General features: G+C 69.6%; 17 protein-coding genes. 11 read left to right on the forward strand and 6 right to left on the reverse strand.

Annotation, left to right across the window (positions count from 1 at the left end; all coding sequences use genetic code 11):
- Positions 1–24: 24 nt before the first annotated feature.
- Positions 25–402 carry a hypothetical protein gene (locus tag QJS31_RS18955; RefSeq protein WP_039808334.1) on the reverse strand — a complete coding sequence of 126 codons (378 nt, stop codon included), beginning with the start codon at positions 400–402 and terminating at the stop codon, positions 25–27.
- 19 nt (positions 403–421) lie between these two features.
- Positions 422–3,655: an acyltransferase domain-containing protein gene (locus tag QJS31_RS18960; protein WP_306357281.1), complete on the reverse strand. Its 3,234-nt coding sequence runs from the start codon at positions 3,653–3,655 to the stop codon at positions 422–424.
- A gap of 900 nt (positions 3,656–4,555) precedes the next feature.
- On the opposite strand from QJS31_RS18960, the gene QJS31_RS18965 reads away from it, so the two are divergent.
- Positions 4,556–5,506, forward strand: a complete 951-nt coding sequence (locus QJS31_RS18965; protein ID WP_306357282.1) for an MBL fold metallo-hydrolase — start codon at positions 4,556–4,558, stop codon at positions 5,504–5,506.
- 124 nt (positions 5,507–5,630) lie between these two features.
- On the opposite strand, the gene QJS31_RS18970 is transcribed toward QJS31_RS18965, so the two are convergent.
- Positions 5,631–6,599: a nitronate monooxygenase family protein gene (locus QJS31_RS18970; protein ID WP_282782694.1), complete on the reverse strand. Its 969-nt coding sequence runs from the start codon at positions 6,597–6,599 to the stop codon at positions 5,631–5,633.
- A 307-nt stretch (positions 6,600–6,906) separates the two neighbouring features.
- Between QJS31_RS18970 and fadD5 the strand changes: the two genes are divergently transcribed.
- Positions 6,907–8,493, forward strand: a complete 1,587-nt coding sequence (gene fadD5, locus QJS31_RS18975) for a fatty-acid--CoA ligase FadD5 (RefSeq protein ID WP_306357283.1) — start codon at positions 6,907–6,909, stop codon at positions 8,491–8,493.
- 68 nt (positions 8,494–8,561) lie between these two features.
- Entirely contained in the window at positions 8,562–9,179 is a 618-nt protein-coding gene (locus tag QJS31_RS18980; protein ID WP_306357284.1) for a cysteine hydrolase, read from the forward strand.
- 7 nt (positions 9,180–9,186) lie between these two features.
- Here the strand turns inward: QJS31_RS18980 and QJS31_RS18985 are convergent, their stop codons facing one another.
- Positions 9,187–11,799 (reverse strand): lysylphosphatidylglycerol synthase transmembrane domain-containing protein, encoded by a 2,613-nt coding sequence (locus QJS31_RS18985; protein ID WP_306357285.1) that lies wholly within the window; start codon positions 11,797–11,799, stop codon positions 9,187–9,189.
- 243 nt (positions 11,800–12,042) lie between these two features.
- On the opposite strand from QJS31_RS18985, the gene QJS31_RS18990 reads away from it, so the two are divergent.
- The 3 genes from QJS31_RS18990 to QJS31_RS19000 all read left to right on the forward strand — a co-directional run bounded on the left by QJS31_RS18990 (position 12,043) and on the right by QJS31_RS19000 (position 14,340).
- A complete protein-coding gene (locus tag QJS31_RS18990; RefSeq protein ID WP_282782684.1) occupies positions 12,043–12,669 on the forward strand; it encodes a GDSL-type esterase/lipase family protein in 627 nt (208 codons plus the stop codon).
- 85 nt (positions 12,670–12,754) lie between these two features.
- Positions 12,755–13,312: a dihydrofolate reductase family protein gene (locus QJS31_RS18995; RefSeq protein WP_282782686.1), complete on the forward strand. Its 558-nt coding sequence runs from the start codon at positions 12,755–12,757 to the stop codon at positions 13,310–13,312.
- Positions 13,313–13,419: 107 nt separating this feature from the next.
- Positions 13,420–14,340, forward strand: a complete 921-nt coding sequence (locus tag QJS31_RS19000; RefSeq protein WP_039807933.1) for a LysR family transcriptional regulator — start codon at positions 13,420–13,422, stop codon at positions 14,338–14,340.
- Positions 14,341–14,478: 138 nt separating this feature from the next.
- Here QJS31_RS19000 and QJS31_RS19005 read toward each other — a convergent pair whose 3' ends face one another.
- Together QJS31_RS19005 and QJS31_RS19010 are read right to left on the reverse strand one after the other, a co-directional pair.
- Positions 14,479–16,038 carry an NAD(P)/FAD-dependent oxidoreductase gene (locus QJS31_RS19005; RefSeq protein ID WP_282782689.1) on the reverse strand — a complete coding sequence of 520 codons (1,560 nt, stop codon included), beginning with the start codon at positions 16,036–16,038 and terminating at the stop codon, positions 14,479–14,481.
- 46 nt (positions 16,039–16,084) lie between these two features.
- Complete coding sequence (locus tag QJS31_RS19010) at positions 16,085–16,702, reverse strand: class I SAM-dependent methyltransferase (RefSeq protein WP_282782691.1); 618 nt, start codon at positions 16,700–16,702, stop codon at positions 16,085–16,087.
- A 152-nt stretch (positions 16,703–16,854) separates the two neighbouring features.
- Here QJS31_RS19010 and QJS31_RS19015 point away from each other — a divergent pair, with 152 nt between their 5' ends.
- Genes QJS31_RS19015 through QJS31_RS19035 form a run of 5 tightly spaced genes read left to right on the forward strand, consistent with a single transcriptional unit; the run spans position 16,855 to position 23,946 of the window.
- Positions 16,855–17,319: a hypothetical protein gene (locus QJS31_RS19015; protein ID WP_306357286.1), complete on the forward strand. Its 465-nt coding sequence runs from the start codon at positions 16,855–16,857 to the stop codon at positions 17,317–17,319.
- Positions 17,319–18,728: a hypothetical protein gene (locus QJS31_RS19020; RefSeq protein ID WP_306357287.1), complete on the forward strand. Its 1,410-nt coding sequence runs from the start codon at positions 17,319–17,321 to the stop codon at positions 18,726–18,728. Before QJS31_RS19015 ends, QJS31_RS19020 begins: the two co-directional genes overlap by 1 nt.
- A complete protein-coding gene (locus QJS31_RS19025; RefSeq protein ID WP_282784976.1) occupies positions 18,725–20,038 on the forward strand; it encodes a VWA domain-containing protein in 1,314 nt (437 codons plus the stop codon). Before QJS31_RS19020 ends, QJS31_RS19025 begins: the two co-directional genes overlap by 4 nt.
- A gap of 9 nt (positions 20,039–20,047) precedes the next feature.
- Positions 20,048–21,160, forward strand: a complete 1,113-nt coding sequence (locus tag QJS31_RS19030; protein ID WP_282784974.1) for an AAA family ATPase — start codon at positions 20,048–20,050, stop codon at positions 21,158–21,160.
- Positions 21,157–23,946, forward strand: coding sequence for a DUF5682 family protein (locus QJS31_RS19035; protein ID WP_306357288.1), 2,790 nt, complete (start codon positions 21,157–21,159; stop codon positions 23,944–23,946). Before QJS31_RS19030 ends, QJS31_RS19035 begins: the two co-directional genes overlap by 4 nt.
- Positions 23,947–24,046 lie beyond the last annotated feature (100 nt).

Consider the following 24,046-nt stretch of genomic DNA (forward strand, 5'->3'; position numbering starts at 1 on the left):
CGCACGGACGAGCGTGCCGGCGTTTCAGGGCAGCGCGGCGATCTTCAGCGGGATGGCGATGTTCTCGTCCGCGTAGTGCACGGCGCACACCCGGTGGTAGCCGTCGGCGATCTGGAGCGGCACGCCGGTGCGGAAGTCGCCGCGCACCAGCAGGATCGGCGAGAGCGCCTTTCCGGTCACGATCTTCTCCAGGTCCCGCCGCACGTACGGATTCATGGCGGGCGCGAGGTCGAGCCGGGCCGCCCGCAGAATGTCCTTGGCCTTCTTGTGTACGACCGGTGCGGCCCGCAGCTCCCGCACCACCGTCTCGATCACGTCCGGTTCGGCCAGCAGTTCCAGGAAATCTGCCGCCGCCGGATAGTCGTGCTCCTCCGGCTCCTTCTTCCACTTCACCTCGACCACGGGCTGCGCCATGCGGTCATCATCCCCGCGTGCCCTTCGCGTGGTCGTCCGACACGCGGTGGTCGGCATCCTCCCAATCGACCCGCACCACCCGCCGATATCCGTGGGCGGCGGCCAGCCCATCCAAGTCCCCCCGCGCCCCGTCCGCCACGGCCACCAGCACCGTGAAGTCGGGAGCATCGGCGGCCGTCAGTTCCAGCACATTCGCGGCCGCCCCGGTCCACCCCGCCCCGGTGTGCACCACCCCGCGAATCGGCGGCCCGCACTCCCGCAGATCGTGCAGTACCTGCGCGAGGTCGTCGCGGTCCGCGATATCGCAGCGCACCAGCACGATTCGATCCTCCCACCCGTCCAACGGCGGCGGCAGCGCGCGCGGCTCCCGCGCCAACAGCACCACATCGCTCGCCCCCGCCGCCAACAGCCAGCACACCGCCCGCACCCCCGCCGGCCCGAGACCCCCGGTCACCACATACGTACTCTCCGCCCGCACCTCGGCATCCCACACCGGACCATCCACCACACCGGGCCTGTCACAGTCCGCCCACCGGACCGGGTGATGCGACGAGCCTTCCCCCGCCGTGCCCGCCCCGGTACCGACGACCCGTCGCTCGTCACCTGGTGCGGCCACCCGTTGCTGTGGCTCGGCCATGCTCGGGTGCGGGCGGTCGCCAGGCACGATCTCCGGATGCTGTGACACGGAAGTGCCACGATGCCGCCGGTCGTTTACTGCGGCCGCCGATTGCCGTTGTGCGACGGAGTGCGGCTCGTCGGCTGGAGCTGTGCTCGGCCGCTTGGGCGCGGTGGGGTTCGGACGCAGCCGGTTGCCCGGCGTTGTGGTCGGCTGGTGTCGCGTGTCGGCGAATGGCTCGCCATCCGGAGTGGTGGCCGGGGTCCGTGGTGCGGCAGTGCATGAGCCTCGCCGGTCGTCCGATGTGGTGGAGACGGCGTGCGCACCGGTGTCGTGGGTGGTGGGCTGGTGTGGCGTGGGGTGGGGGTGTCGCCAGTGGCGGGGTGGGGGTGGGGCGGTGAAGGGGCCGAGGGCGGTCCAGTCGAGGGGGCGGCCTTCCAGGTGCAGGTGGGCGAGGGCGCGCAGGAAGGTGGCGGGTTCGTCGGCGCGGGCGGCGACCGGGTGGGTGGAGTCGCGGAAAGTGGCGTGTTCCCGGACGGTGGCGGTCAGCGTGGGGTGCGGCGCGATCTCCAGGATTGTCGACATGCCCGCGGCGGCGGCGTGTTCCAGGGCGGCGGTGAGGTTGACGGGACCGCGGGCGTGCTCGCCCCAGTAGGCGGCGTCCATCTCGGCGGACAGTGCGGCACCGGCGCGGGTCGTCGAATAGAGCGCGACGGTGGGCACCCGGGGCGTTATTCCGGCGAGTTCGTCGACCAGCAGCGGGGCCAGTTCCCGGCTGCGCGGGCTCGGCACCGCCGGATGCCAGCCGCCGTTGTGGTCGGTCAGGCGCTGCGCGGATATGGTGCGGCGATGGGCGCGGCGCACCAGTGCGTCGATATAGCGCGCCTCCCCGGATACCGTGACCGACCGGGGACTGTCGATGGCCGCCACCGCGACGGCGGCCCGCATGGGTTCCACCAGCCGCATGGCCTCGACGGCGGTGGCCTCCAGGACGGCCGTGGCGGCATAGTCGGCCCGCGCGGCCATCCGACTGTGCGCCACCACCACACGCGCCGCGTCCGCGAGCGACAGCGCTCCGCCGACGGCGGCCGCCGCCATCTCGCCCGTGCCATAGCCGACCACCGCATCGGGCCGAACTCCCCACCGGGCCAGCAGTTCCGCCATGGCCACCTGATAGACGAAGGTCGCCGCCTGCGCGAATTCTCCGCCGCCCGTGCCGTTTCCGAAACCGAACCGCGGCGTCCACACCCGCGGCCCGCCCGCCGCCGCCACGGCATCGGTGGCCGCCATGAGCGCCCGCGCGAACACGGGATACCGGGCCGCCATGCCGCGCCCCATACCCGGATACGGTTCGCGCGCACCGGAACACAGAAGTAGCAGCCCGCCACCGGCACCGACGGTGGTCGGCCCGAATACCTCGATCACCGCCGCCGGGGTCGCCTCCGTCCGACAACCCGGCCCGGTCCGGCACTCGCCCTGCGGTGCCTGCCCGAACGTCTGGATGCACTCGCCGGGATGGGGACGAGGCACGTGTGCCGGCTGCTGCGTGTGCTGATGCGGCTCGACCGGCCGCGTCAGTGCCGATTGCCGTGTCTCCCTCGGCGATCCGGAGCGGCCGTTCCGTTCACCGTGCCCGGGCTGCCCGGTCCGCAAGGGATACCCGTCCTGTCCGCCTCGCTCCTGCTGAGCTCGCGCCGCTCGAGCGGTCCGCGCGGCCGGACGGACCTGCTCGGCCTGCCCGATTCGTTCAGCCTGTCGAGCGCGTTCCGCCGCCGAGACCGGCTGCCGGGTCGCCGCGATCCGGTCGGCCAGTGAGCGCAGTTGCGCGGCGGCATCGTCGGTGTCCCGCCCGAGGATCGCCGCCCGCACCGGTCCCGGCAGCAATCGCCCGGTGGCGGCGGCGAATTCCCGCAGCGAGCGGTACGTACCGAGCTGCTGCGCCCAGTACAGCGCCGTCTCGTGTACCTCCAGGGCATCACGGCCGCTCAGTGCGATAAATACCGGCGGTTCGTCGCCGCGGTCCGACCGCGCCAACCGATCGTTGTGCGCGTGCGCGCTGTTCGGATCGAGCGGAATGCGCGCCTCACCCGCGCCGTCGGAAAATCCGATGATATCGGTGAGCTCGGCGTGCATCCGGATGCCGCTGAGCGTGGCATCGGCCACCCGCTGCATGACGACCACGGTGAATTCGCTGCCATTCCAGTCGGTTTCTCCGTGCGCGCTCGAAACGTCGAGCGTCAGCGGTAGATCCACGCCGCCAGCGATGACGAAGGGCACGGCCGGGTCGGCCAGCAACCGTGCCGCGGTATCCACTGCGGCGGCCGCCGCGGAGGGCTCGCTGTCCAATATCAGGCTGGGACCGCGCAACCCGAGTGCCCGCGACAGCCGGTTGGCGAGATTGTCCGCGCCGCGCGGCCGGTGTCCCGCTGCCCCGAACACCACCGCCGCATTCGATCCGCGCGCCACGTAACCCAGACCGGACTCGTCCAGTGCCGCGACGGCCAACTCGATCCCGGCACACTGCCAGGCCGCCAACCTCGCGGCATCCGCCGCGGTCAACCCGAACCACGGGTAATCGAACCGGGCCGGAGAACCGGAACTCAGCGCCGCGTGCCCGAGGTCCACTCCCGCATGGCCGAGGTGCACTCCCGCATGACCGGGTTCCGCTGTCGGATGGCCGGGTTCCGCTGTCGGGCCGCTGGGACCTGCTGTCGGCTTGCCGGGTTCCGCTGTCGGGCCGCCGGGACCTGCTGCCGGGCCGCCGGGTTCCAGTGCCGGACGGCCGAATCCAACCGTCGGTACACCGACCCCGACTGCCGGACTGTCGCCTCTCACCTGCGCGGCTCCGCAGTCCGCCCAGCTCACCGAGCCGCGGGCGAGGCCGACCACGCAGACCGCCGGAAGGGTCGCCGGCGCTGGCTGATCCGATACCGGCGCTGGCTGATCCGGCGCACCACCCCCATTCATGGCGCGCCGCACCGTGGTCGTGCGGGTCCGGTGCGCCCGGAATCGCGTGGGGCTGACTTGTGTGCGGCTGTGTCGTGTGCGGCTGACTCGTGCACGGCTGTGTCGTGTGCGGCCGAATCGTGCATGGCTGTGTGGTGTTCGGCTGACTCGTGTGCGGCTGTGTCGTGTGCGGCCGAATCGTGCATGGCTGTGTGGTGTTCGGCTGACTTGCGCACGGCCGAGTCGTGTACAGCTGTGTCAGGCACGGCCGAGTCGGGCACGGCCGAGTCGGACACGGCCGAGTCGGGCACGGCTGTGCCGCGTGCGTGCCGGTGCCGCACGGTGGTTCCGGCCGATGCTGTCGTACTCTCCCGCACAGGAATTCCCTCCCGCGTCCGGCGGTCCCGGCCGCCGAGGTACCCCCCGCGATTATGCCGAGCACACACCTCGCTCCGAAAGTCCCGTCGGCGTGCCGACCCGACCGGTCGGCACTAAATGTCCCCGCGCAGCGAGCCTTCCCCGCATGTCTCCACACCGTGAGCCTTCCCCGCCCGAGTCGGGATCGCATAGCCTGGCGCGGTGAACCTCGACGTCACCGCCGGTCGCCCGTCCACTCTCGGCACCCTGGCGCGCTGCTGCACCGCGCTCGCCGCCACCCCGGCGCGACTGCTGCGGCCCCGCCGACCGGACGCCGACTTCCTGGCCGGACTCGAGGTAGCCGATCCGGCCACCCCGCGCGCCACGGTCACGCTGCGCGCACTCATCCAGGGTCGGATGGCGGCCCCGGAGATCATCGTGGCGGAGGGGGTGCGCAGCCTGCGCGAGCTGCCCATGGCCATGGGCGCGTTCCTGATCGAGCATCCGCGCGCCAGATTCCTGGTCGATCCCGCGCTGTGCGCGAATGTGCACGAGCGTGTCATTCCCGGTCTGCCGTTTCCGGTGCCGCTGCTGGTCGCCCCGGAGAAGCCGGTACTCGGCCTGCGCGACGCCCTGGCCGCCCGCGATCTCTCCGGTGCCGATGTCGATTTCGTGCTGGCCACCCACCTGCACTGGGATCACGTGTCGGGTCTGCTGGAACTGCCCGACTCGGTCGAATTACGGCTGCCCGCCGTCGAATACGACTGGGCCATGCACGGCGAGCACGCCCCCATCGGCGTGGTGCGCGCACCCCTGCACGACCGCGCCGTCGGCAGCCTGGAACTGGACGGCCCCCCGGTGCTGACCTTCCCGCGCAGCCACGACCTGTTCGGCGACGGCGCGGTCGTCCTGGTCGACCTCGCGGGTCACACCCCGGGCAGCGTCGGCGTCCTGCTGGCCGTGGCCGACGGCACCCGCGTCCTGCTCGCGGGCGACGCCGTGTGGAATCGGGTGCAGGTGCGCCTGATTCGCGAGAAGGCCCCCATGCCCGGCCAACTCTTCGACGCCGACCGCGACGCCGCCTTCCGTACTATTCAGCGCCTGCACGCCCTGCCCGAGGGCATCGAGATCATCGCCTCCCACGACTACGACGCCTGCGCCGCCCGCGCCTGACATCCCTAGCGCCCGCCGAACGTCGTCGACCGCCGGGTACCGGTGCCCGGCGGTCGAGTGCCGACCCGATGTCGTCCCCGGGGTCACCCGGCAGGCCGCGACATCGGTTGTCCGGTCGGGTGAATCAGCTCATCATGCTCGCCAGGCGGGAGTTGATGATCGACTCCGCCTCGGTGACCATGCGCGACACCAGTTCCGCGCAGGTCGGAATGTCATTGATCAGACCCTGCACCTGACCGGCCGACCAAATGCCCGCGTCCAGGTCGCCCTCTTCGAAGACGCGCCGTCCGCGCGCACCGGCGACGAGATCGCGCACATCCTCGAACTTGCCGCCGGACTTCTCGATCTCGACGACCTTGCGGCTGATCTCGTTGTTCGCCACGCGCGCGGTGTTGTGCATGGTGCGGAAGATGAGCTGGGTGTCGCGCTCGCTGTGCGCCACGATCTGCTCCTTCACCGTCTGGTGAATGGCCGACTCCTGGGTGCACATGAAACGGGTGCCCATATTCACGCCGTCCGCGCCCAGCGCCAGCGCGGCCACCAGGCCGCGGGCGTCGGCGATACCGCCGGAGGCGATGACCGGAATGTCCAGTACCTGGGTGGCGGCCGGAATCAGGATCAGGCCGGGCACATCGTCCTCACCCGGGTGACCGGCGCATTCGAAGCCGTCGATGCTCACGCCGTCGACGCCGATCTTCTGCGCCTTGAGGGCGTGCCGCACGCTGGTGCACTTGTGCAGCACCTTGATTCCGGCTTCCTTGTAGTAGGGCAGGAAGGGTTCCGGATTGCTGCCCGCGGTCTCGACGATCTTCACGCCGGACTCGATGATGGCCTTGACGTAGTCCTGGTACGGCGGCGGGTTGATGGACGGCAGGATGGTGACGTTGACGCCGAAGGGCTTGTCGGTCAGCGACCGCGCCTTCTCGATCTCGGCCAGCAGATCGTCCGGGGTGGGCTGGGTGAGCGCGGTGATGATGCCGAGACCACCGGCTTCCGACACCGCGGCGGCGAGTTCGGCGCGGCCGACCCACATCATGCCGCCCTGCACGATCGGGTGCTCGACCCCGAACTCCTCGGTGAACCTGGTACGCAGCGTCACGCTGTCCTCCTAGCCTCTCGCGGGTCGCACGCACGCCCGGACTGGCCCGATAGTCGCATAGTTGCATATGGGTGGACAACCCTCATGTGAGCGATCGTTTGCACTCTGAAATAGCGATCTGCGGCGAGCCTGTGGATAAACAGTCGCTCGTCAGCGCCTGGTGTGGCCAGAAATTATGGTCTTGAGCTGCTAAATGATCGAATGAGAAAATTTCGGCAGAACCTTCTCTGTAACCCTTGTCACGCCGAAAAGTTAGTTGCTATTCTCTCGACTATTCACTCCCCGTGTGAGAGGAAGCAGCATGACCGCCGGCATCCAGCCGCTCGACGAGCCCCTTCGGTCGCGGCGCAACCACTGGGTCAACCAGATCGCGACCCATGCGGCCATGCGGCCCGACCGGGTGGCCTTCCGTTTCCAGGGCGTGGACACCACGTGGCGGCAGTTGCACGAGCGTTCGGAGAAGTTCGCCGACGCGCTCGCCCGTCGAGGGGTCGGGTTCGGCGATCGCGTGCTCATCCTGGCGCTCAACTACACCGAGTACATCGAGGCCGTGATGGGCATCAACGCCCTCGGAGCCATCGCGGTGCCGGTGAACTTCCGCCTCACTCCGCCCGAGGTGGCCTACATCGTGGGTGATTCCGGCGCGAAGGCCATCGTCACCGACGCGCCGCTGCAACCGCTCGCCACCGCCATGGTCGGCCAAGCGCCCGCGCTGGAGACCTGCGTGGTCATCAACGGGCAGACCGGCGACGGCGCGATCGGCTACGAAGACTTCATCGCCGAGCCGGGCGAACCGCATGCGCCGCTGGACATTCCGGAGGACACGCCCTGCCTGATCATGTACACCTCGGGCACCACCGGCAGCCCCAAGGGCGCGGTGCTCACCCACGCGAACATGACCGCGCAGGGGCTCACCTGCATCCGGGCCATGGAGATCACCGAGGACTCCATCGGCTTCTGCACCTCCCCGCTGTTCCACATCGCGGGCCTGGGATCGCTGACCCCGTATTTCCTGTTGGGCGGCAAGACGATCCTGCACCCGCTGGGCGCTTTCGACGCCGGTCAGTGGCTCGACGCCGTGGAGGCCGAGCAGGCCACCACCGCCTTCTGCGTCCCCGCCCAGTGGCAGATGATCTGCGAGGACCCGACGATCGAGCAGCGCAAGCTCGCGCTGCGCTCGCTGTGCTGGGGCGCGGCCCCGGCCTCCGACACGGTGCTGCGGGCCATGGCGGACCGCTTCCCGGAGGCGTTCAACGTAGCGGTGTTCGGCCAGACCGAGATGTCACCCATCACCTGTGTGCTGGAGGGCAGGGACGCGCTGCGCAAACTCGGCTCGGTCGGCAAGCCCATCCCCACCATCCAGGCCCGCGTGGTCGACGACGAGATGAACGATGTGGCTCCCGGCGAGGTCGGTGAGATCGTCTATCGCGGACCGACTCTCATGCAGGGCTACTGGAACAAGCCCGAGGCCACCGCGGAGGCGTTCGCGGGCGGCTGGTTCCACTCCGGTGACCTGGTGAAGCAGGACGAGGAGGGCTTCGTCTGGGTGGTGGACCGCAAGAAGGACATGATCATCTCCGGCGGCGAGAACATCTACTGCGCGGAGGTGGAGAACGTGCTGTTCGCCCACCCCAAGGTCCGTGAGGCGGCGGTGATCGGCCGCCCGCACGAGAAGTGGGGCGAGGTGCCGGTGGCGGTGGTCGCGCTGCTGCCGGGCACCGACCTGACCCTGGCGGAGCTCGAGCCCTTCCTCAACGAGAACCTGGCCCGCTACAAGCACCCCAAGGATCTGGTGATCGTGCCGGAGCTGCCCCGCAACGCCAGCGGCAAGGTCGTCAAAGTCGCACTGCGCAAGGACTTCTCAGATACCGATCACTCGGGTAGCTGAGTGCCGCCGCGGCGCGCTGTACCGCCATTCCGGCGCGCCGCGGCCCCTGCATGGCGCACCATGGGGTCATGATGCTCGAACCGGAGCGCACCGCGGTGCTCGCTCTGCATTGGCAGGTGAATGTGATTCGGCCCGAAGGGTTCTTCGGTCCCATGCTGGCGGAACCGGTCGCGGAGAGCGGGGTGGTTGACCGGGCGGTCGAGTTCCACGGTGCGGTCGCCGCGGCGGGACTTCCGGTCGTGTTCACCCGCTTCACCATTCCGGTCGGCGAGGGCGCTTTGGTGCGCAATACCGGATTCATGCGTTCGGTCGCCGCCGCGCAGACCGAGTTCCGCCCGAATTCTCCAGGCACGCAGATCATTCCGGAAATGTCGGAGCAGGCCCGCGCGGGTGCGGTCTTCGACAATCAGAAGCTGTCCGGTCTGGCGGGCAGCGCCCTGCCGGACTGGCTCGCCGCCCGCGGCATCGACACCCTGCTCGTCACCGGCGTCGCCACCAACCTCACGGTCGAGCAGACCGCCAGGCACGGTACGGATCTCGGCTTCTACGTGCATCCCGTGGCCGACTGCGTTGCCGCCGCGACGGCCGAGGCCCACGCCGCCTCGCTGTCCGATCTCGAATTGACCACGGCCGGTTGTCTTTCCAGCGAGCAGGTGCTCGAGAACGTGCACGCCACCCGCCGCTGAGCCGCGCTCAGATCATGTCGTTCGCGGTGAGCCACCGCATGATCGGCCAGCCGACGAACACCGGCAGCCAGCAGGTGAGCACCCGGTAGAGCAGCACCGACGGCACCGCGATACTCGCGGGCACGCCGAACGCCGCCAGACCGCCGATGAGCGCCGCCTCCACCGCACCCACACCGCCGGGTGTCGGCGCGGCCGAGGCGAGCGTGCCGCCGATCATGGTCACCACCGTGACCGTCACGAAAGTCGTACTGCCGCCGAAGGCTTCGATACTCGTCCACAGCGCCAGCGCCGCGCCCAGCGTGGTCGCCGCGCACCCGCCCACGATCATGACCAGCCGCAGCGGGCTGCGCGCCAGCTCGCGCAGCGAACTCACCACCTCGGCCAGCTGCGGTCGCACCTCGGTGCGCAGCCACCGCCGCACGGTGGGCAGGAAGATGGACACGCCCAGCAGGCCGAGCAGCACACCGCCCACCAGGTACAGCACCGTGGCATTGGGGAAGATGTGCGACAGATCCGCCGAAACGCCCGCCGCCACACTGAAGAAGATGAGCAGCACGATGTGCGTGACAACCTGCACCGACTGCTGCATGGCCACCGCGGCCGTGGCCCGCACCGCGCCCAACCCGCTCCTCTGCAGGAACCGCACGCTCAGCGCCAGACCACCCACACCCGCCGGGGTCGTGGTGGCGGCGAAGGTGTTCGCCACCTGCATGAGCATGAGATTGCGGAGGTTCACCGCGGCCCCGGCACACGCCCACAGCGCCATGGCCGCGCCGATGTACTTGAGCACCGAGACGAGCAGGCCGAGCAGCGCCCACCACCAGTTGGCGCTGCTGAGTTCGGAGGTGAAGGTCGGCACCGCGCTGATATACGGGTAGGCCACGTACACCAGGCCGATGAGCAGCACCAGCTGGATGATCTGATTGCGGGAGAACCGGGTGATCTGCGCGGCCTCGATGCGGTCCTGCCCGGTCTGGTGCGCCACTTGATCGCGGGTGGCCTTCAGCACCTCCTTGAAGTCCGGCACCGACTTGCGCACCTGCACCGGAATGGCGACCTTGGTGAGCCGTCGCGACGCGGTCAGCACCCGCTGCGTGCCCAGCACCTCGAGGGCCGTCCGCACGGCCGTCTCCGCGCCGAACACATCGGCCGTGGTGACCAGCAGCTGCGCCACATCCGACTGGAACCGCGCCTCGTACGCCCCGAATTCGGATTGGGTGAAGCCGCCGAACAACACGTCGCCGCCCGCCACCCGCACATCCTCGGCGCGCAGTTCACCGTGCGAGATCTGCGCCTTGTGCATGGTGTCCAGCGCCCGCCACACATCGGCCAGCTGTTCGCCGTGCGTGTCGGCCAGCGGCTCCCCGGCGGCCACGGTGTGCGCGTACAGCATCCAGCCGCGATCCAGCGCCGCCACGGTGAGCGGTTTGTTGCTGCCCAGGCCGAGATCTCCGATGGCGATGCCCATGAGCGCCCGGTGCTCCACCGCCCGCCGCATGGAGGCGAACAGCGCCGGGTACTCGCCGCTGCGGATGGTCAGCCACCGCCGCAGCGCCTGCAATGCGCTGCGGCTGCGCTGATTGGCCCCGTAGAGCTCCACGATCAGCTCGTCCTCGGCGGGCGTGTGCCGCATGGCATCGAGCGCGGCGGCACCGGAGTCCGCCTGGTCCCGCGCGGCGGCGAGTCCGTCCGGTGTGGATGTCGTATCCGCGGCCGTCTGGTTCGCGGTGGCGACGGCCGTGGTGACACCGCCGCCGGCGGCGCGCGCCGTCTTGCGTGTCGAACCGCGCACCGATACCGACCCGGAGGCGATGACCGCCGCCATCCCGGGCGTGGCGGCCGGGCTGGTTCCCGCTCGCGGCGTGGTGCTGGCCGAGAGCACCAACGGCCCCCGTCCGCCCGGCCGCAGCACCGTGAAGGCGTTCACCTGGTATCCGCGCCGGGCGAGCACCCGCACCGCGGCGTCCAGCGGCACCTCCAGCGCGGGCGTGCCGACCACGAGCACGATCACCGCGCCCACGAACCAGCCGATGGCCAGGCCGAGCAGGGCGCGCGCGGGCACCACCAGGCTCACCACCAGGTGAATCGGCACGAAGGCCAGCAGCAGCGTCCACCACCACCGGCGGGCGCGGACGGGCAGCCACGGGCTGGCGACCGTCAGCGTGGCGGCCAGCATGGCGATCCAGCGCGGATCGTCGAGGAACTGCGACAGGAAGGTGTTGACCTGCTGCGGTTCCGACAGATGCCAGGTGGGGGCGGCGAATCCGGTTCCGGTGAAGGAGAAGGCCAGCAGGGCGATCAGGCCCGCGGACAGATACCCGCCCAGCAGTTTCCACTGCCGCCGCCAGATCAGGCGCAGGAAGATGGCGAACGGCAGCGCCAGGATCGCGAAGCCGTACACGATGTAGACCGCGTTGGACTGCTCCGGCGTCAGGAAGCCGATGATCTCGGACAGCGAGCGCTCCAGCGCCTCCCACTGCGGCCGGGTGATGAGCGAGCCCACGATGACGACGGCGACCAGCAGCGTCGACAGCACCACCCGCAGGATGTCGCTGGTACGCCGGAGCCGTGGCTGCAGCAGGCTGCCGGCGACGGGGATCTCCCGTCCGTCGACTCGCATGTCCTATCGGCGCTTTCGGATCGTGGGAACTGCCTCGGTCCCATGGTCGGCTCGGTGTCTGGCGGGCAGGTGAACGGACGAACCCGCACACCTACTCGCCGGCTACGGTAACCCGTCGCGCCGGTCCAGCGGGACGAGCCCATCTCCCAGTGTGTCCGGCGTGTCCGCCCCGATGCGTCCGATACGGCCGAGCAACCTCCAGGCGCACCTGGAAGTATCGTCGGCGTGCTCGAGGATCTTCGCGTGTGTTTCGTCGGTGAATCGTTCGTCGCGGGGGTCGGCGACCAACGCTGCCTGGGCTGGGCGGGCCGCCTGGCGGTGCGGGCCATCGCGGCCGGGCAACCGCTCACCCACTACAACCTCGGCGTGCGCCGGGAGACCTCCACCCAGTTGCGCGCCCGCTGGCTCACCGAATGCGAACCGCGGCTACCGACGGGCTGCGACGCCCGCCTGGTGCTGTCGACCGGTGTGAACGACACCATGCACGAGCACGGGTGGCCACGCGTCCCGCTCGACGAATCGGTGGCGAATCTGGCGGCCGTGCTCGAGGTCGCGCGCGCCCGGGAGTGGCCCGTCCTGGTGGTCGCGCCGCCGCCTATCGCCGATGCCGCGCACACCGACCGCATCGCCGCCCTGGACGAGCGCTTCGCGGCGCACTGCGACGCGGTCGGCGTCCCGTACGTGCGGGCGCATCAACCCCTGCGGGACAACCGGGTGTGGATGGCGGAGGTCGCCGCCGGGGACGGGGCGCATCCGGGTGCGGCCGGATACGACGAATTCGCCGAACTGCTGGCCCCGCACTGGCTGCGGTGGCTCACCGACCCCGGGTTCCTAGCCCGTGGGCGAATCTCCGGCGGCGGGCGCCGATGAGTTCTCGCGGGTCTTTCCGTCTGCATGTTCGAGCCCGCTCGGCCATGCCGAGGCGGAAGAACCCACACCGAGAGTGAGAAGAATCATGGGCAAGATCGTTGTCGCCGAATTCGTTTCGCTGGACGGCGTTATCGAGAATCCGGCCTGGACCGTGCCGTTCTGGAACGACGACATCGCCGACTACAAGAGCGCCGAAATGCGGGAGGCCGACGCGCTGCTGCTCGGGCGCGTCACGCACGAGGCGTTCGCCGCGGCCTGGCCGAACCACCCGGAGGAGGGTGAGTACAAGGACAAGATGAACGCCATGCCCAAGCACGTGGCGAGCTCCCGGTCCGACCTGGAATGGAACGGGCACCGCATCGAGGGCGATCTGGCCGACTCCATCGCCAAGCTGCGCGGAGAGCAGAATCTGCTGGTCTTCGGTAGCTCCAAGCTGGTCCACTTCCTCGAAGCGAACGGTCTGGTGGACGAATACCGCCTGGTCGTCTACCCCGTGCTGCTCGGCAAGGGCGACCGGCTGTGGACCGATGTCGATGCCGAGGCCACCCTGGAGGCGGTCGAGACCACCGCGCTCGACAACGGCGTCATCCTGTCCACCTACCGGGTCGGCGCTCCCACCGTCACCCGCCCCAGTTTCGGGTGAATCGGGCACCGCGACAGCGCCGGAATCACGAATAGCATCACGAACTCCGGCCGCTGCGGCGGACGCCGGGATATGCCTACGGGTACATGCGTTCGTAACCTTGTGGCGTGGACATCGATACGCGACTGCTGCGTTACTTCATGGCGGTCGCGGAAACCGAGAATTTGGCGCGGGCCGCGCAGCGACTGCATGTCGCGCAGCCCGCGCTGGCCACACAGATAAAACAGCTGGAAAACCAGCTGGGAGTGGAACTGTTCATCCGGTCCCGGGCGGGGATGACGCTCACCGCGCCCGGCAAGGTGCTGGCAAAACAGGTGCCGGGATTACTGGCCGGGTGGGACCGCATTCTGCGCGAGACCAAGAGCGACGCCAGCCGCACCGCCTGCGTGCTGCGCCTCGGCGCGGTGCCCAGCGCCGCCGATGGGCATATCCCCGAGATCATCCGGGTCTTCCACCGGCTGCATCCGGACTGGGAGGTCGATCTGCGGCAGGGCGGGTGGACCGATCCGACCGCCGGACTCGACGACGGCGATGTCGACGTCGCCATCCTGCGGCTGCCGTTCCCGGGGCAGGACGAGTACCACGTCCGGGAACTGTTCACCGAACCCCGCTGGATCGCGCTGCCGGAGGACCATCCGTTGGCCGAGCGCGAGGACATCGCCTTCCGGGAGCTGTGGGACGAGCCCTACGTGGCCTCGCCCGCGGATACCGGGTGGTGGCGCGACTACTGGATGGGGTTGGACGCCCGGCCTCGCGATACCGCCATCGTCGGGGCCATCGCCCGCAATACCGACGAGTGGCTGACCGCCATCGCGAGCGGCTACGGGGTCAGCTTCACCCCCGCGTCCACCTCGCACACCCACGCCCGGCCCGGGGTGGTGTTCCGGCCGGTGCACGGCATCGGGCCGACCCGGGTCGCGGTGGTGTGGCCGGACGCCTCCGAAACCGATCCCGTGGTGCGGTATTTCATCCGCTGCTGTTCCGATGTGATCGGCCAGTCCGCCGACGGGTATCGGCGTCCGTCGTAGCTGAACACCGTCGTAGCTGAACACCGTTGTAGCCGAGACACCGTGTAGCCGAATCCCGGTCGTGGCCGCATCCCCGTGCTGGCGAATCCCGGTCGTAACCACATTGCCGCCGGAGCCGCATCATCACCGCCGCCGCGGTCAGGGCTCGTCGAGGACCGCCATGGCCGCGTTGTGGCCGCCGATACCACTCACCCCGCCGCCGCGTACCGCGCCCGCGCCGCACAGGTACACATTGCGGTGCCCGGTGGCCACACCCCAGCGGGTGGCCGGGCTGTCGTCGGAATCGTCGGCGCGATAGGGGAATTCCAGATCACCGTGGAAGATGTGCCCGCCGGGCATCCCGATCTCGTGCTCCAGGTCGAGCGGTGACTTGGCCTCCAGGCAGGGGCGGCCGTCCGCGTCCAGGGCCAGGCAGTCGCGAATGGGTTCCGCCAGCACCGAATCCAGTCGCGCGAGGGTGGCGGCCACCAGCTCCGACTTCGCGCCCTCCGGATCCTCGTCGAAAAGCCGCGCGGGCGTGTGCAATCCGAACAGAGTCAGGGTGTGCACCCCCTGCGCGGCCAGATCGGGTGACAGGATCGACGGATCGGTGAGCGTATGGCAGTAGATCTCCGACGGCGGCTCGGCGGGCAGCCGTCCCGTCGCCGCCTCCCGGTAGGCGCGTTCCAGTTGCGTGGCCGCCTCCCCCACATGGAAGGTGCCCGCGAAGGCGTCGCGCGGATCGACCGCCGGATCCCGCAGCGCCGGTAGCCGCCGCAGCAGCATATTGATCTTCAGCTGCGCGCCTTCGGGTTTGGCGCGCGGCTCGCCCAGCAGTCGCCCCAGCTCATACGGTGCGGCATTGACCAGCACGCGGTCGGCTCCCACCGCGCCGCCGTCGAATCGCACCTCCGCGGTGCGGCCGTCGGTATCGATCCCGGTCACGGCGCGGCCGGTGACGATCTCCGCCCCCGCCGTCCGCGCGACCGTCGCGAGCGCGTCGGTCAGGGCCCCCATGCCGCCGACCGGCACATCCCAATCCCCGGTCCCGCCACCGATCACGTGGTAGAGGAAGCACCGGTTCTGTGCCAGCGTCGCGTCGTGCGCATGGCTGAACGTCCCGATCAGCGCATCGGTGAGCACCACCCCGCGCACCGTATCGTCGGTGAAGGTCCGTTCCACGAGTTCGCCGAGCGGCCGCTCGAAGATCGCCTCCCACATCGCGTCGTCGGCCACGATGCCGCGTAGCTCCGTCCGTGTCGGCAGTTGTTCGGTGAACGTCGGAAACACCCGCCGCGCCAACTCCCCCATCTCGGCGTAGAACCGCTGCCAGGCGTCGAACTCCCGTTCCGATCCGGTGACCCGGGCGAAACTCGCCCGCGTGGCCCCCGCCGATCCCCCGTCCACGAGCAGCCCGCCGTCCCCCACCGGCGTATACGACGAGATCCGCCGTTTGCGCGTCTCGAACCGCACCCCGAGGTCCCGAATGATCTTCGCGGGCAACAGGCTCACCAGATACGAGAACCGTGACAGCCGCGCGTCCACCCCGGCGAACACCCGCTCCGACACCGCCGCGCCACCGGTGTGCGCCTGCCGTTCCAGCATCAGCACCGACCGACCCGCCCGCGCCAGATAACCCGCCGCGACGAGGCCGTTGTGGCCGCCCCCGACGATGACGGCGTCGTACCGACCCCGGACCGGAGAGCTGCTGTCGTTCATGCGTCGACTCTAGAAGCGCGCACCGACAATCACCGGTAGGCCACGGTCAGCGCCGCACCGCCAGCAGGCAGCCCTGTGCGCCGCGTTCGTTCTCCTGGGGTTCGCGGACCATCCGGAAGACGGTGTGCAGGCCGTGCGGGGCCAGCACCTCGGCGAGGGCGTCCGGGGCCCAGCGGTAGGCAGTCGTGACCCTGTGGTCGTATGCCTCATATCCGCGTTCGGTGGCCTGAAACCCGAAGAGCGCAACACCATCCGGGCGGAGCACCCGCGCGATCTCGGCGAATGCGAGTGGCAGCCGCCGCGGGTGGGTGTGAATCGTCGAGTACCAGGCGAGAATGCCGCCCAGGGAGGTGTCGGGTAGGTCGAGGGCCTCCATGGAGCCCTCCTCGAAGCGGAGGCCGGGGTGGGCGGCGCGGGCCAGCCGGATCATCTCCGGCGAGAGGTCGATACCGGAGACGTCCAGGCCGAGATCGCGCAGATGGCCGGTGAGCCGCCCGGGGCCGCAGCCCAGATCGAGGACCGGATCCGATGCCAGTTCCGCGAACACGCCCAGCAGGGCGCGGTCGAAGGGCATATCCCGCAGCGCGTGCTCGAACGTGGCCGCGTACAGTTCCGCGACCCGGTCGTACGCCGTCCCTACCACCAGCATCTCGTCATCCGCCATAGACCCGACTGTAGCCAGTGCCGGACCCGCGAACGTCCCGTCGGGAACCTGTCGGTGGCATGGCATAGCTTCATGCCCATCGCGACCAAGTGGGAGGCAAAGTGATGGTCTCGAATTCGAATGATGAAGCCGCACAAGAAAATTCGACAAGCATGTCGATTGTGCGAGTGCTGCCCGCCGTCGCGCCGCGCAAGCTGGCGAAGGTGCCGTTCGTCGAACTGGCGGAGGGGCGGCTACAGGGTGTGGTGTCCAGCGGTTCCGATATCGCCCGGGTGTACGTGGCGTCGGTGACGGCCGGGACGCACGGATTCAGCTGTAGCACCAACAACAATCGGCCCTGCGGCGGCCTGTCCGGGAACTGGACCTGCAAACACCTGGACGCGCTCATCGCCGAGGCGGTGCTCCAGTACGGGCAGCAGCGCGTCGCCCGCTACCTGCGGGTGGAGGTGCCCGAGGGGGCACGGCTGGCCGACGCGCTCGACGGGACTCGCGATCCGGCCCCGGCGGACCCGGTCTTCAGCCGGTTCCTGCGGCATCTGTCGTATCTGGAACTGCCGGGCAGCAATTCGCCGATTCCCGAACTCCAGTGGTTTCCGGCGGCGGGGGTGAGCCGCTGATGTCGGTGCGCTGGGAAGAACTGCTGGGCGCGTCGCCCGAGGAGATAGCGGTTGCCCAGGAGGTGGTGGCCGGATTCGACGCCGCACTGGTGAACGGTTTCGCCCGCGTGGACGACCGGCAGACCATGGCGCTCCAGGCATTGGCGGGCGCGGTGGCCGGATCACCGCTGGCGGCTCCGGTGGCCGAAGCCGTCACCGCGACCGGGACCGGGTCGATCGGCCAGCATCAGCTGGCCGCGCTGGCGGCGGCGCGCGCCGCCCTGCTCGGTGCCGTGCACGACGCCCTGCTGGAGCGGCTCGACACCGCGCTGGGCCGAACCCGGGCCGACTGGGTGCAGCCCGCGGTGACCGCCGCCGATCCGCATCCGCTGGCCGTCGGTTGCCGCTCCTGGCTGGGCGAGGTGGCCATCGCGGGCTGGCGCGGGGTGGACCACGACCTGGTGACGGCGGCCGATCGCACGGTGGAGGGGCTGCTCGCCGAGCCGGGGCAGCGTCGGCTGGCCGTCCTGCTCGACGGGCTCACCGCCGAGCTGAGCGCCTCGGCCCCGATCGCGACCATGGACGCGCTGCCCGTGCGGCGCTGGGCCGACCTGTGGACGCGCGCCCTGTTGCTGACCTGGCGCACCGCGGACACTCTTGTACCGGAAGCCACTGTGCCGGAAACCGCTGCGTCGGAAACCGCTTCGGGCCGCCTGTTGCCGCTCGGCGTGGATGTGCACGAACACGGCACCGCCGTTCAGGCGCAGGTGCACGCCATCCTGGAAGCACCGGGCGCACCTTCGCGCACGGTGCGGGTGAGTGTGGCGGCCGCCAAGGTGGACACCATTGTCGGACCGGCGGTCTGGCAACTGCTGGGCGCGCACCCGCGCCTGCTCACGGCACTGGCCGAACACCGCGCCCTGACGGTGACCGATATGCCGCTCACCGCGAGTGGTGATCTGGTGTGGCGGGACGGGCGGGCGAGCGTCGGCGATCCGGCCGACCCCTTCGCCACCGCGAGCGTGCAGCTGACCGATGCGCTCGCCGCGCCCACCGCCCCGCTGGACCGCGATCCGGTGCACATCGCCGAACCGGTGTTGCTCGAGGGCTACCGCATCAAGGACGGCGCAATGGAATTGGGCGGCCTGCGGTTGCCGCTCGAACTGGACCGGCTGCCGTCGTGCGGACCGCTCACCCCGGCCGCGGTATCGGGTTCGTTCGCCTGCCTCGGATTGCTGCGCTGGGACGGCGGACGCTGGAGCCTGCGCCCGCTGGCGGTGCGGCGCAAGGTCAAGTCCACCGTCGTCGCCCTGCACAACGGTGACTGGGCCTGCGGCCCCACCGACCCCAAGGTGGCCAAGGCACAGGCGAAATCGGGTGACGCGGTGCTGGTGCTGCGTGAGCGGGCGGGACGGTTGCTGCGGAAATGACCGATCATGAGACCCGCCGCCAGATTCTGTACTGGCGGCTGCTGTCGGGCGTCTTCGGGGGCGATCCGCAGCCCACCCTGGAATCCGCGAGTGCGAGCATCGTCGAGGATATCGGGCTGCCACTGGCGGTCCTCGACCCCGGCGTCTCCATAGACACTGTCGTCCAGCGCTTTCCGGAGCTCGCCGCGGAATTCGCGGCACTCGATCTCACGGCCGAGCGCGCCGCGGCCGAAACCGAGGCCGAAACCGAGGAGCCGGCGGCGATCGGCGGCACCGATGTGCGCACCGCCGCGCTGGTATCCAAGCTCCTGCTGAACATCTTCGCCACCGGCTGCGGTGCGGTGAGCGCCGATCAGCTGTCCGGCTGGCAGAGCGACGCCAACTGGCTGCGCCGCGGCCTCGGCGAACAGCGCGCCGGGGAGGTGCGCGGTGTGCTCGCCGAACTGGAGGGCGATCTGGTCTCCCGGATGCGGCTGCGCGAGGTGCTGGCCGACCCGAAGCTGGCCGCCCAGCTCACCCCGAGTATGTCGCTGGTCGAACAGCTGTTGCGGGACAAGCACAATCTGTCCGGTGTCGCGCTGGCCAATGCCAAGGCCCTGATCCGACGCTACGTGGACGAGGTCGCGGAGGTGCTGCGCACCCAGGTGCGGCAGAGCAGCGCGGGCACCGTCGACCGGTCGGTGCCGCCCAAGCGCATCCTGCGCAATCTCGATATCGACCGCACCATCTGGAAGAACCTGCCCAACTGGAACCCGCGCGACGAACGCCTCTACGTGGACCGGCTGTTCTACCGGCAGACGGCCAAACGCACCGTGCCCGCCCGCATGATCGTGGTGGTCGACCAGTCGGGATCCATGACCGATTCCATGGTCAACTGCACCATTCTGGCGTCCATCTTCGCGGGCCTGCCCAAGGTGGACGTGCACCTGATCGCCTACGACACCCGGGCGCTGGATCTCACGCCGTGGGTGCACGACCCGTTCGAGGTGCTGCTGCGCACCAACCTCGGCGGCGGCAACGACGGCCCGGTCGCGATGGCCATGGCGCAGCCCAAGATCACCGATCCGAAGAACACCGTGCTGGTGTGGATTTCGGACTTCTACGAGTTCGACCGGTCGCAACCGCTGTTCGATGCCATGGCGGCGGTGCACCGCTCCGGGGTGAAGCTCATCCCGGTGGGTTCGGTCAACAGTTCCGGCCAGCAGAGCGTCAATCCGTGGTTCCGCGAACGGTTCAAAACCCTCGGTACCCCGGTGATTTCGGGACGCATTCAAAAACTTGTCAACGAACTCAAGAACTTTCTCGACTAGGAGACCATCATGTCCGACGTCCTGCGCGCTCCCGCCGAAGTCAAGTACGCCGAGGAGCTGGATTGGCTGGAGTCCATCGACGACGGTCCCAAGCCCTTCGCCTGGCGGCTGAGCCCGAAAATGGTGCGGCTGTTCATTCTCGGCTCCGAACGCGCCGACGGCCTGGATCGCACCGTCGAGCAGAAGTGGTTCGGCGACCGCAGTTTCGTCGAACGCAGCATCGTCACCCTGGCCTCCGATCGTGGCCTGCTGCTCATCGGCGATCCGGGTACCGGCAAGAGCTGGCTGGCCGAACTGCTGTCCGCGGCCATCAGCCGCAACTCCACCCTGGTGGTGCAGGGCACCGCGGGCACCACCGAGGACCACATCAAATACTCGTGGAATATCTCCATGGTCATCGCCAAGGGCCAGTCGCGGGAATCCATGATCCCCTCGCCGATCATGACCGCCATGGAGCGGGGCGTGATCGGCCGGTTCGAGGAGCTGACCCGTTCCACCAGCGATGTGCAGGACGCGCTCATTTCCATCCTGTCGGAGAAGTACGTCTCCATTCCCGAACTCGACGACGACAATGTGGTGTTCGCCCAGCCCGGGTTCTCCATCATCGCCACCGCCAACAGCCGTGACCGCGGTGTGAACGATCTGTCCTCGGCGCTCAAGCGGCGCTTCAATTTCGTGCGCATCCCGGTGGTGTCGAACAAGCGCAGCGAGGCCGAGATCGTGCGGTTCCGCACCCAGGAACTGTTGCGCCGCCATCGGATCGAGCTGGAACTGCCGCCGACGCTGCTGGATATCCTGCTGGAGAGCTTCGCCGATCTGCGCGCCGCCGCCGCGGCGGCCACCAGCGATGACGACAAGCTGGAATCGGCGCTGTCGACCGCCGAGCAGATCGGCGTGCTCGAGGACGCGATTCTGCACAGCCAGTTCTTCGGCGAGCGGGAATTGCGCGCCGAAACCCTCGCCGGTTCCCTGGTCGGTTCGCTGGCGCGGCGTGCGCCGGAGGATCTCGCCATTCTGAACAAGTACCTGCACGGCGTGGTCGAGCCACGCAGCAAGGATCAGGGCGGGTCCTGGGGCGAGTTCCTCGAGGGCGGCCGGGCGGCGATCGCGAGGCTGTCGTGACCACCTCCGAAACCCGTTCGGCGACTTCGGTGTTCGGCGCGCTGCGGGAGCAGCTGGCGGACGCGGCCGCCGCGTTCGCCGGTGATCCCGGTGCGGCGGGCGACATTCTGGCGGGCATGGTCGACGATGTCGACCGGGCGCTGTCGGAGCGGCTGGAGATCTTCCCGGTCTGCCACCATTCGCCCGCCTCCGGACTGGCCATGGTGCGTCGCCTGCGTGAGAAGCAGCCCACCGTCATCTACATGGAGCTGTGCGAGGATCTGCGGCCGCTGCTGGACGAGCTGCGCAACTGTCGGCTGCCGGTGGCATTGCAGGCGTTCGCCAGTGCGGTCGACGGTTTCCCGGCCTCCTGGTCCCCGCTCTCGATCGTCGCCCCCATTACCGAATCGTCGGCCGAATATCAGGCCATCGCGTACGCGCTCGACACTCCGGGCGTCGAGCTGGTGCTGGTGGACCGGTCCACCGATCACGTCTTCCAGTGGTCGCCGACCGAGGACGATGCCACGGCGGACGCCGACACCCCGGAGTCCGACAACGGCCTGCACGGCGAAGCCGTCGGCATCGACATCGGCGATATGCGGCCGCGTTTCGCCGAGTTGGAGCAGTACCTGCTGCACCACGGCAAGGTGCGGCACTGGTCGGAGTGGTGGGACCAGTACGTCGAACAGCCTCTCGCCGACGCCGACTACGACACCTACCGGCAGGTCATGGTGATGATCGGCAGCCTGTTCCGGCGGTTGCGGCGCGGCAGTACCGAGGTGGACGAGAACCGCGAGCGGTACATGTGGACGCGCATGCGCGAACATCTCGCCGCCACCGGTGCCGACCCCGAACGCGCCCTGTACATCTGCGGCGCGGCCCACGCCGCCAGCCGGGTGGAGCAGTTCGGATCGGATTCCACCGCGCCGTACGAGATCTCCCCGCGCACGGCCACCACCTGGCATTACGGGCTCATCCCCTCCAGCCACTCCGCCATCGAGGAGCAGTTCGGGCTGGCCGGCGGCGCGGTCTCCATCGCCGCCGCCACCTGGGCGAAGGGTTTGCGGCGCGCCAAGACGCAGGCGTTCCGGCTGGCGGGGCAACCGGGGTCGCGGGGTCGCGCCGGGAAGAAGACGCTGCCCGTCGCGACACCGGCCGCGGCCGTCGCGGATCACCTGTCCGGCTTCCTGACCAGCGCACCGGCCCTGGACCCGCTGGACGAATCCGAACTGCTCGAGTGGTCGGTCGATATCGTCCGGCTGGCTCGCCGCAATGGTTACCTGGCCAGCACCGCCGACGCCATCGCCATCTTCGAACACGCCATTCTCTTGGCGGGCCTGCGCAATCGGACGCGTCCGACGCCGTACGACTTCCAGGACGCCGCCATCACCTGCATCGAGAAGGACACCGTGCCCGGCCGCCGCGATGTGCGGCGGCTGTGCGAGATCCTGCTCGGCGGGGATCGGATCGGGCAGGTCGGCTATTCGGCGCTGCCGCCGCTGGCCCGCGACGTGCTCGATCGGCTGGCGCCCCTGGGGCTGGACCTGTCCAAGCGCACCCTGCAACGGGCACTGCTGGACCTGCGCGCCGACCCGCACCTGCGGCCGTGCTCGGATCTGCTGTGGCTGCTGCGCAAGCTGATTCCCGCCGACGCCGTCCGGCCCATCATGGGCTCGCGCGGTCTGGGCGAGCAGGCTGTGCAAGAGAGCTGGGATCTGGGGCTCGGCAAGTATCAGCGCTCCCTGGTGGAACTCGGCTACGAGGGCGTCACCGTCGAGCAGGTCTTCGAACAGCGCCTGCGCCGGGCAGTCGACGACCCGGACGCCACGGCGGCGGCGGCCCTGGCCGCTGTCGAAGACGCCCTGGTGTATCTGGGCTCGGCGCGGTTGGCCGACGAGATCGGCTCCCGCGCGGTGGAATTGCTCGCCGCCGAACGCACGGTGGACGACGCACCCGCGGTGCTGCGCCGAATCCGACTGCTGATCAACCACTTCCGCTCGTCGGCAGCGGGCATGCCGGAATGGTGCGAGCGTTTCGTGACCGTGGGCTACGCGCACTACTGCACGCTGTTGCCGACGGCCTTCGCCGCCGACGACAGCGGCGCGGGTCAGGTGGCGGCCATGCTCGGCTTCCTGTTCGGGATGGAAAGCCTCGCCCTGTCGCTGGGCTGTGACCACACCCAGCTGGAACTGGCCGTACTGCAATCCCATCCGGAGGCCCCCGACAAGGTGGCGCTGCTGTGGGCGGCGCGTTTCCAACTCGGGCTGCTCCCGCTGGCCGAGCTGCGCGAGCGCTGCGACGACATGCTGGTCAATCCCCTGGTGCTGCCGTCGTTCCCGCGCTACCTCACCGGTTTCGTGCACGCGATCGATCCGGCCCCGGCGCTGCAACCCTTCGTGGTGGAACTGCTGTCGAAAGCCTTCGGTCGACTGCCCGATCGAGTGCTGCTGCCGTGGCTGCCCACACTGATCACCACGCTGCGCAAACAGGTGGGCGAGGTGATGCCGGCGCTGGTCCGGGAGGCGGGCCGCACCTTCCCGGGCGCGCTGCCCGCGGTGGACGGTTGGGTGCCGCCGTGGTCCGAGATGGCGGCCGCGCCGACCGCGCCGCTGACCTCGGCACCTCGCGGCCCCGCCACCGACCTGCTCGCCGCGCATCCGGCCGCGTGCGACGCGTTGGCGGTGCTGTTCGGCCACGATCCGGTCTGGCAGGAGCCACCCGCGGCCGCCGATACCGCGGTCGCCGACCTGCTCGACCGGTATCCGGCGACGGCGACGGCACTGGCCGCGAACCTCGGCATCGGCTGATCCGTCCGGGGTCCGGTCCACTGCGACCGGGCCCCGGCGAATCCTCGCCGATTACTTGACGAATCGCCGCCGCCCCTGTAAATATTGAAATGGGAAGACG

Source organism: Nocardia sp. CC213A, assembly GCF_030766805.1.
Lineage (GTDB): Bacteria > Actinomycetota > Actinomycetes > Mycobacteriales > Mycobacteriaceae > Nocardia > Nocardia otitidiscaviarum.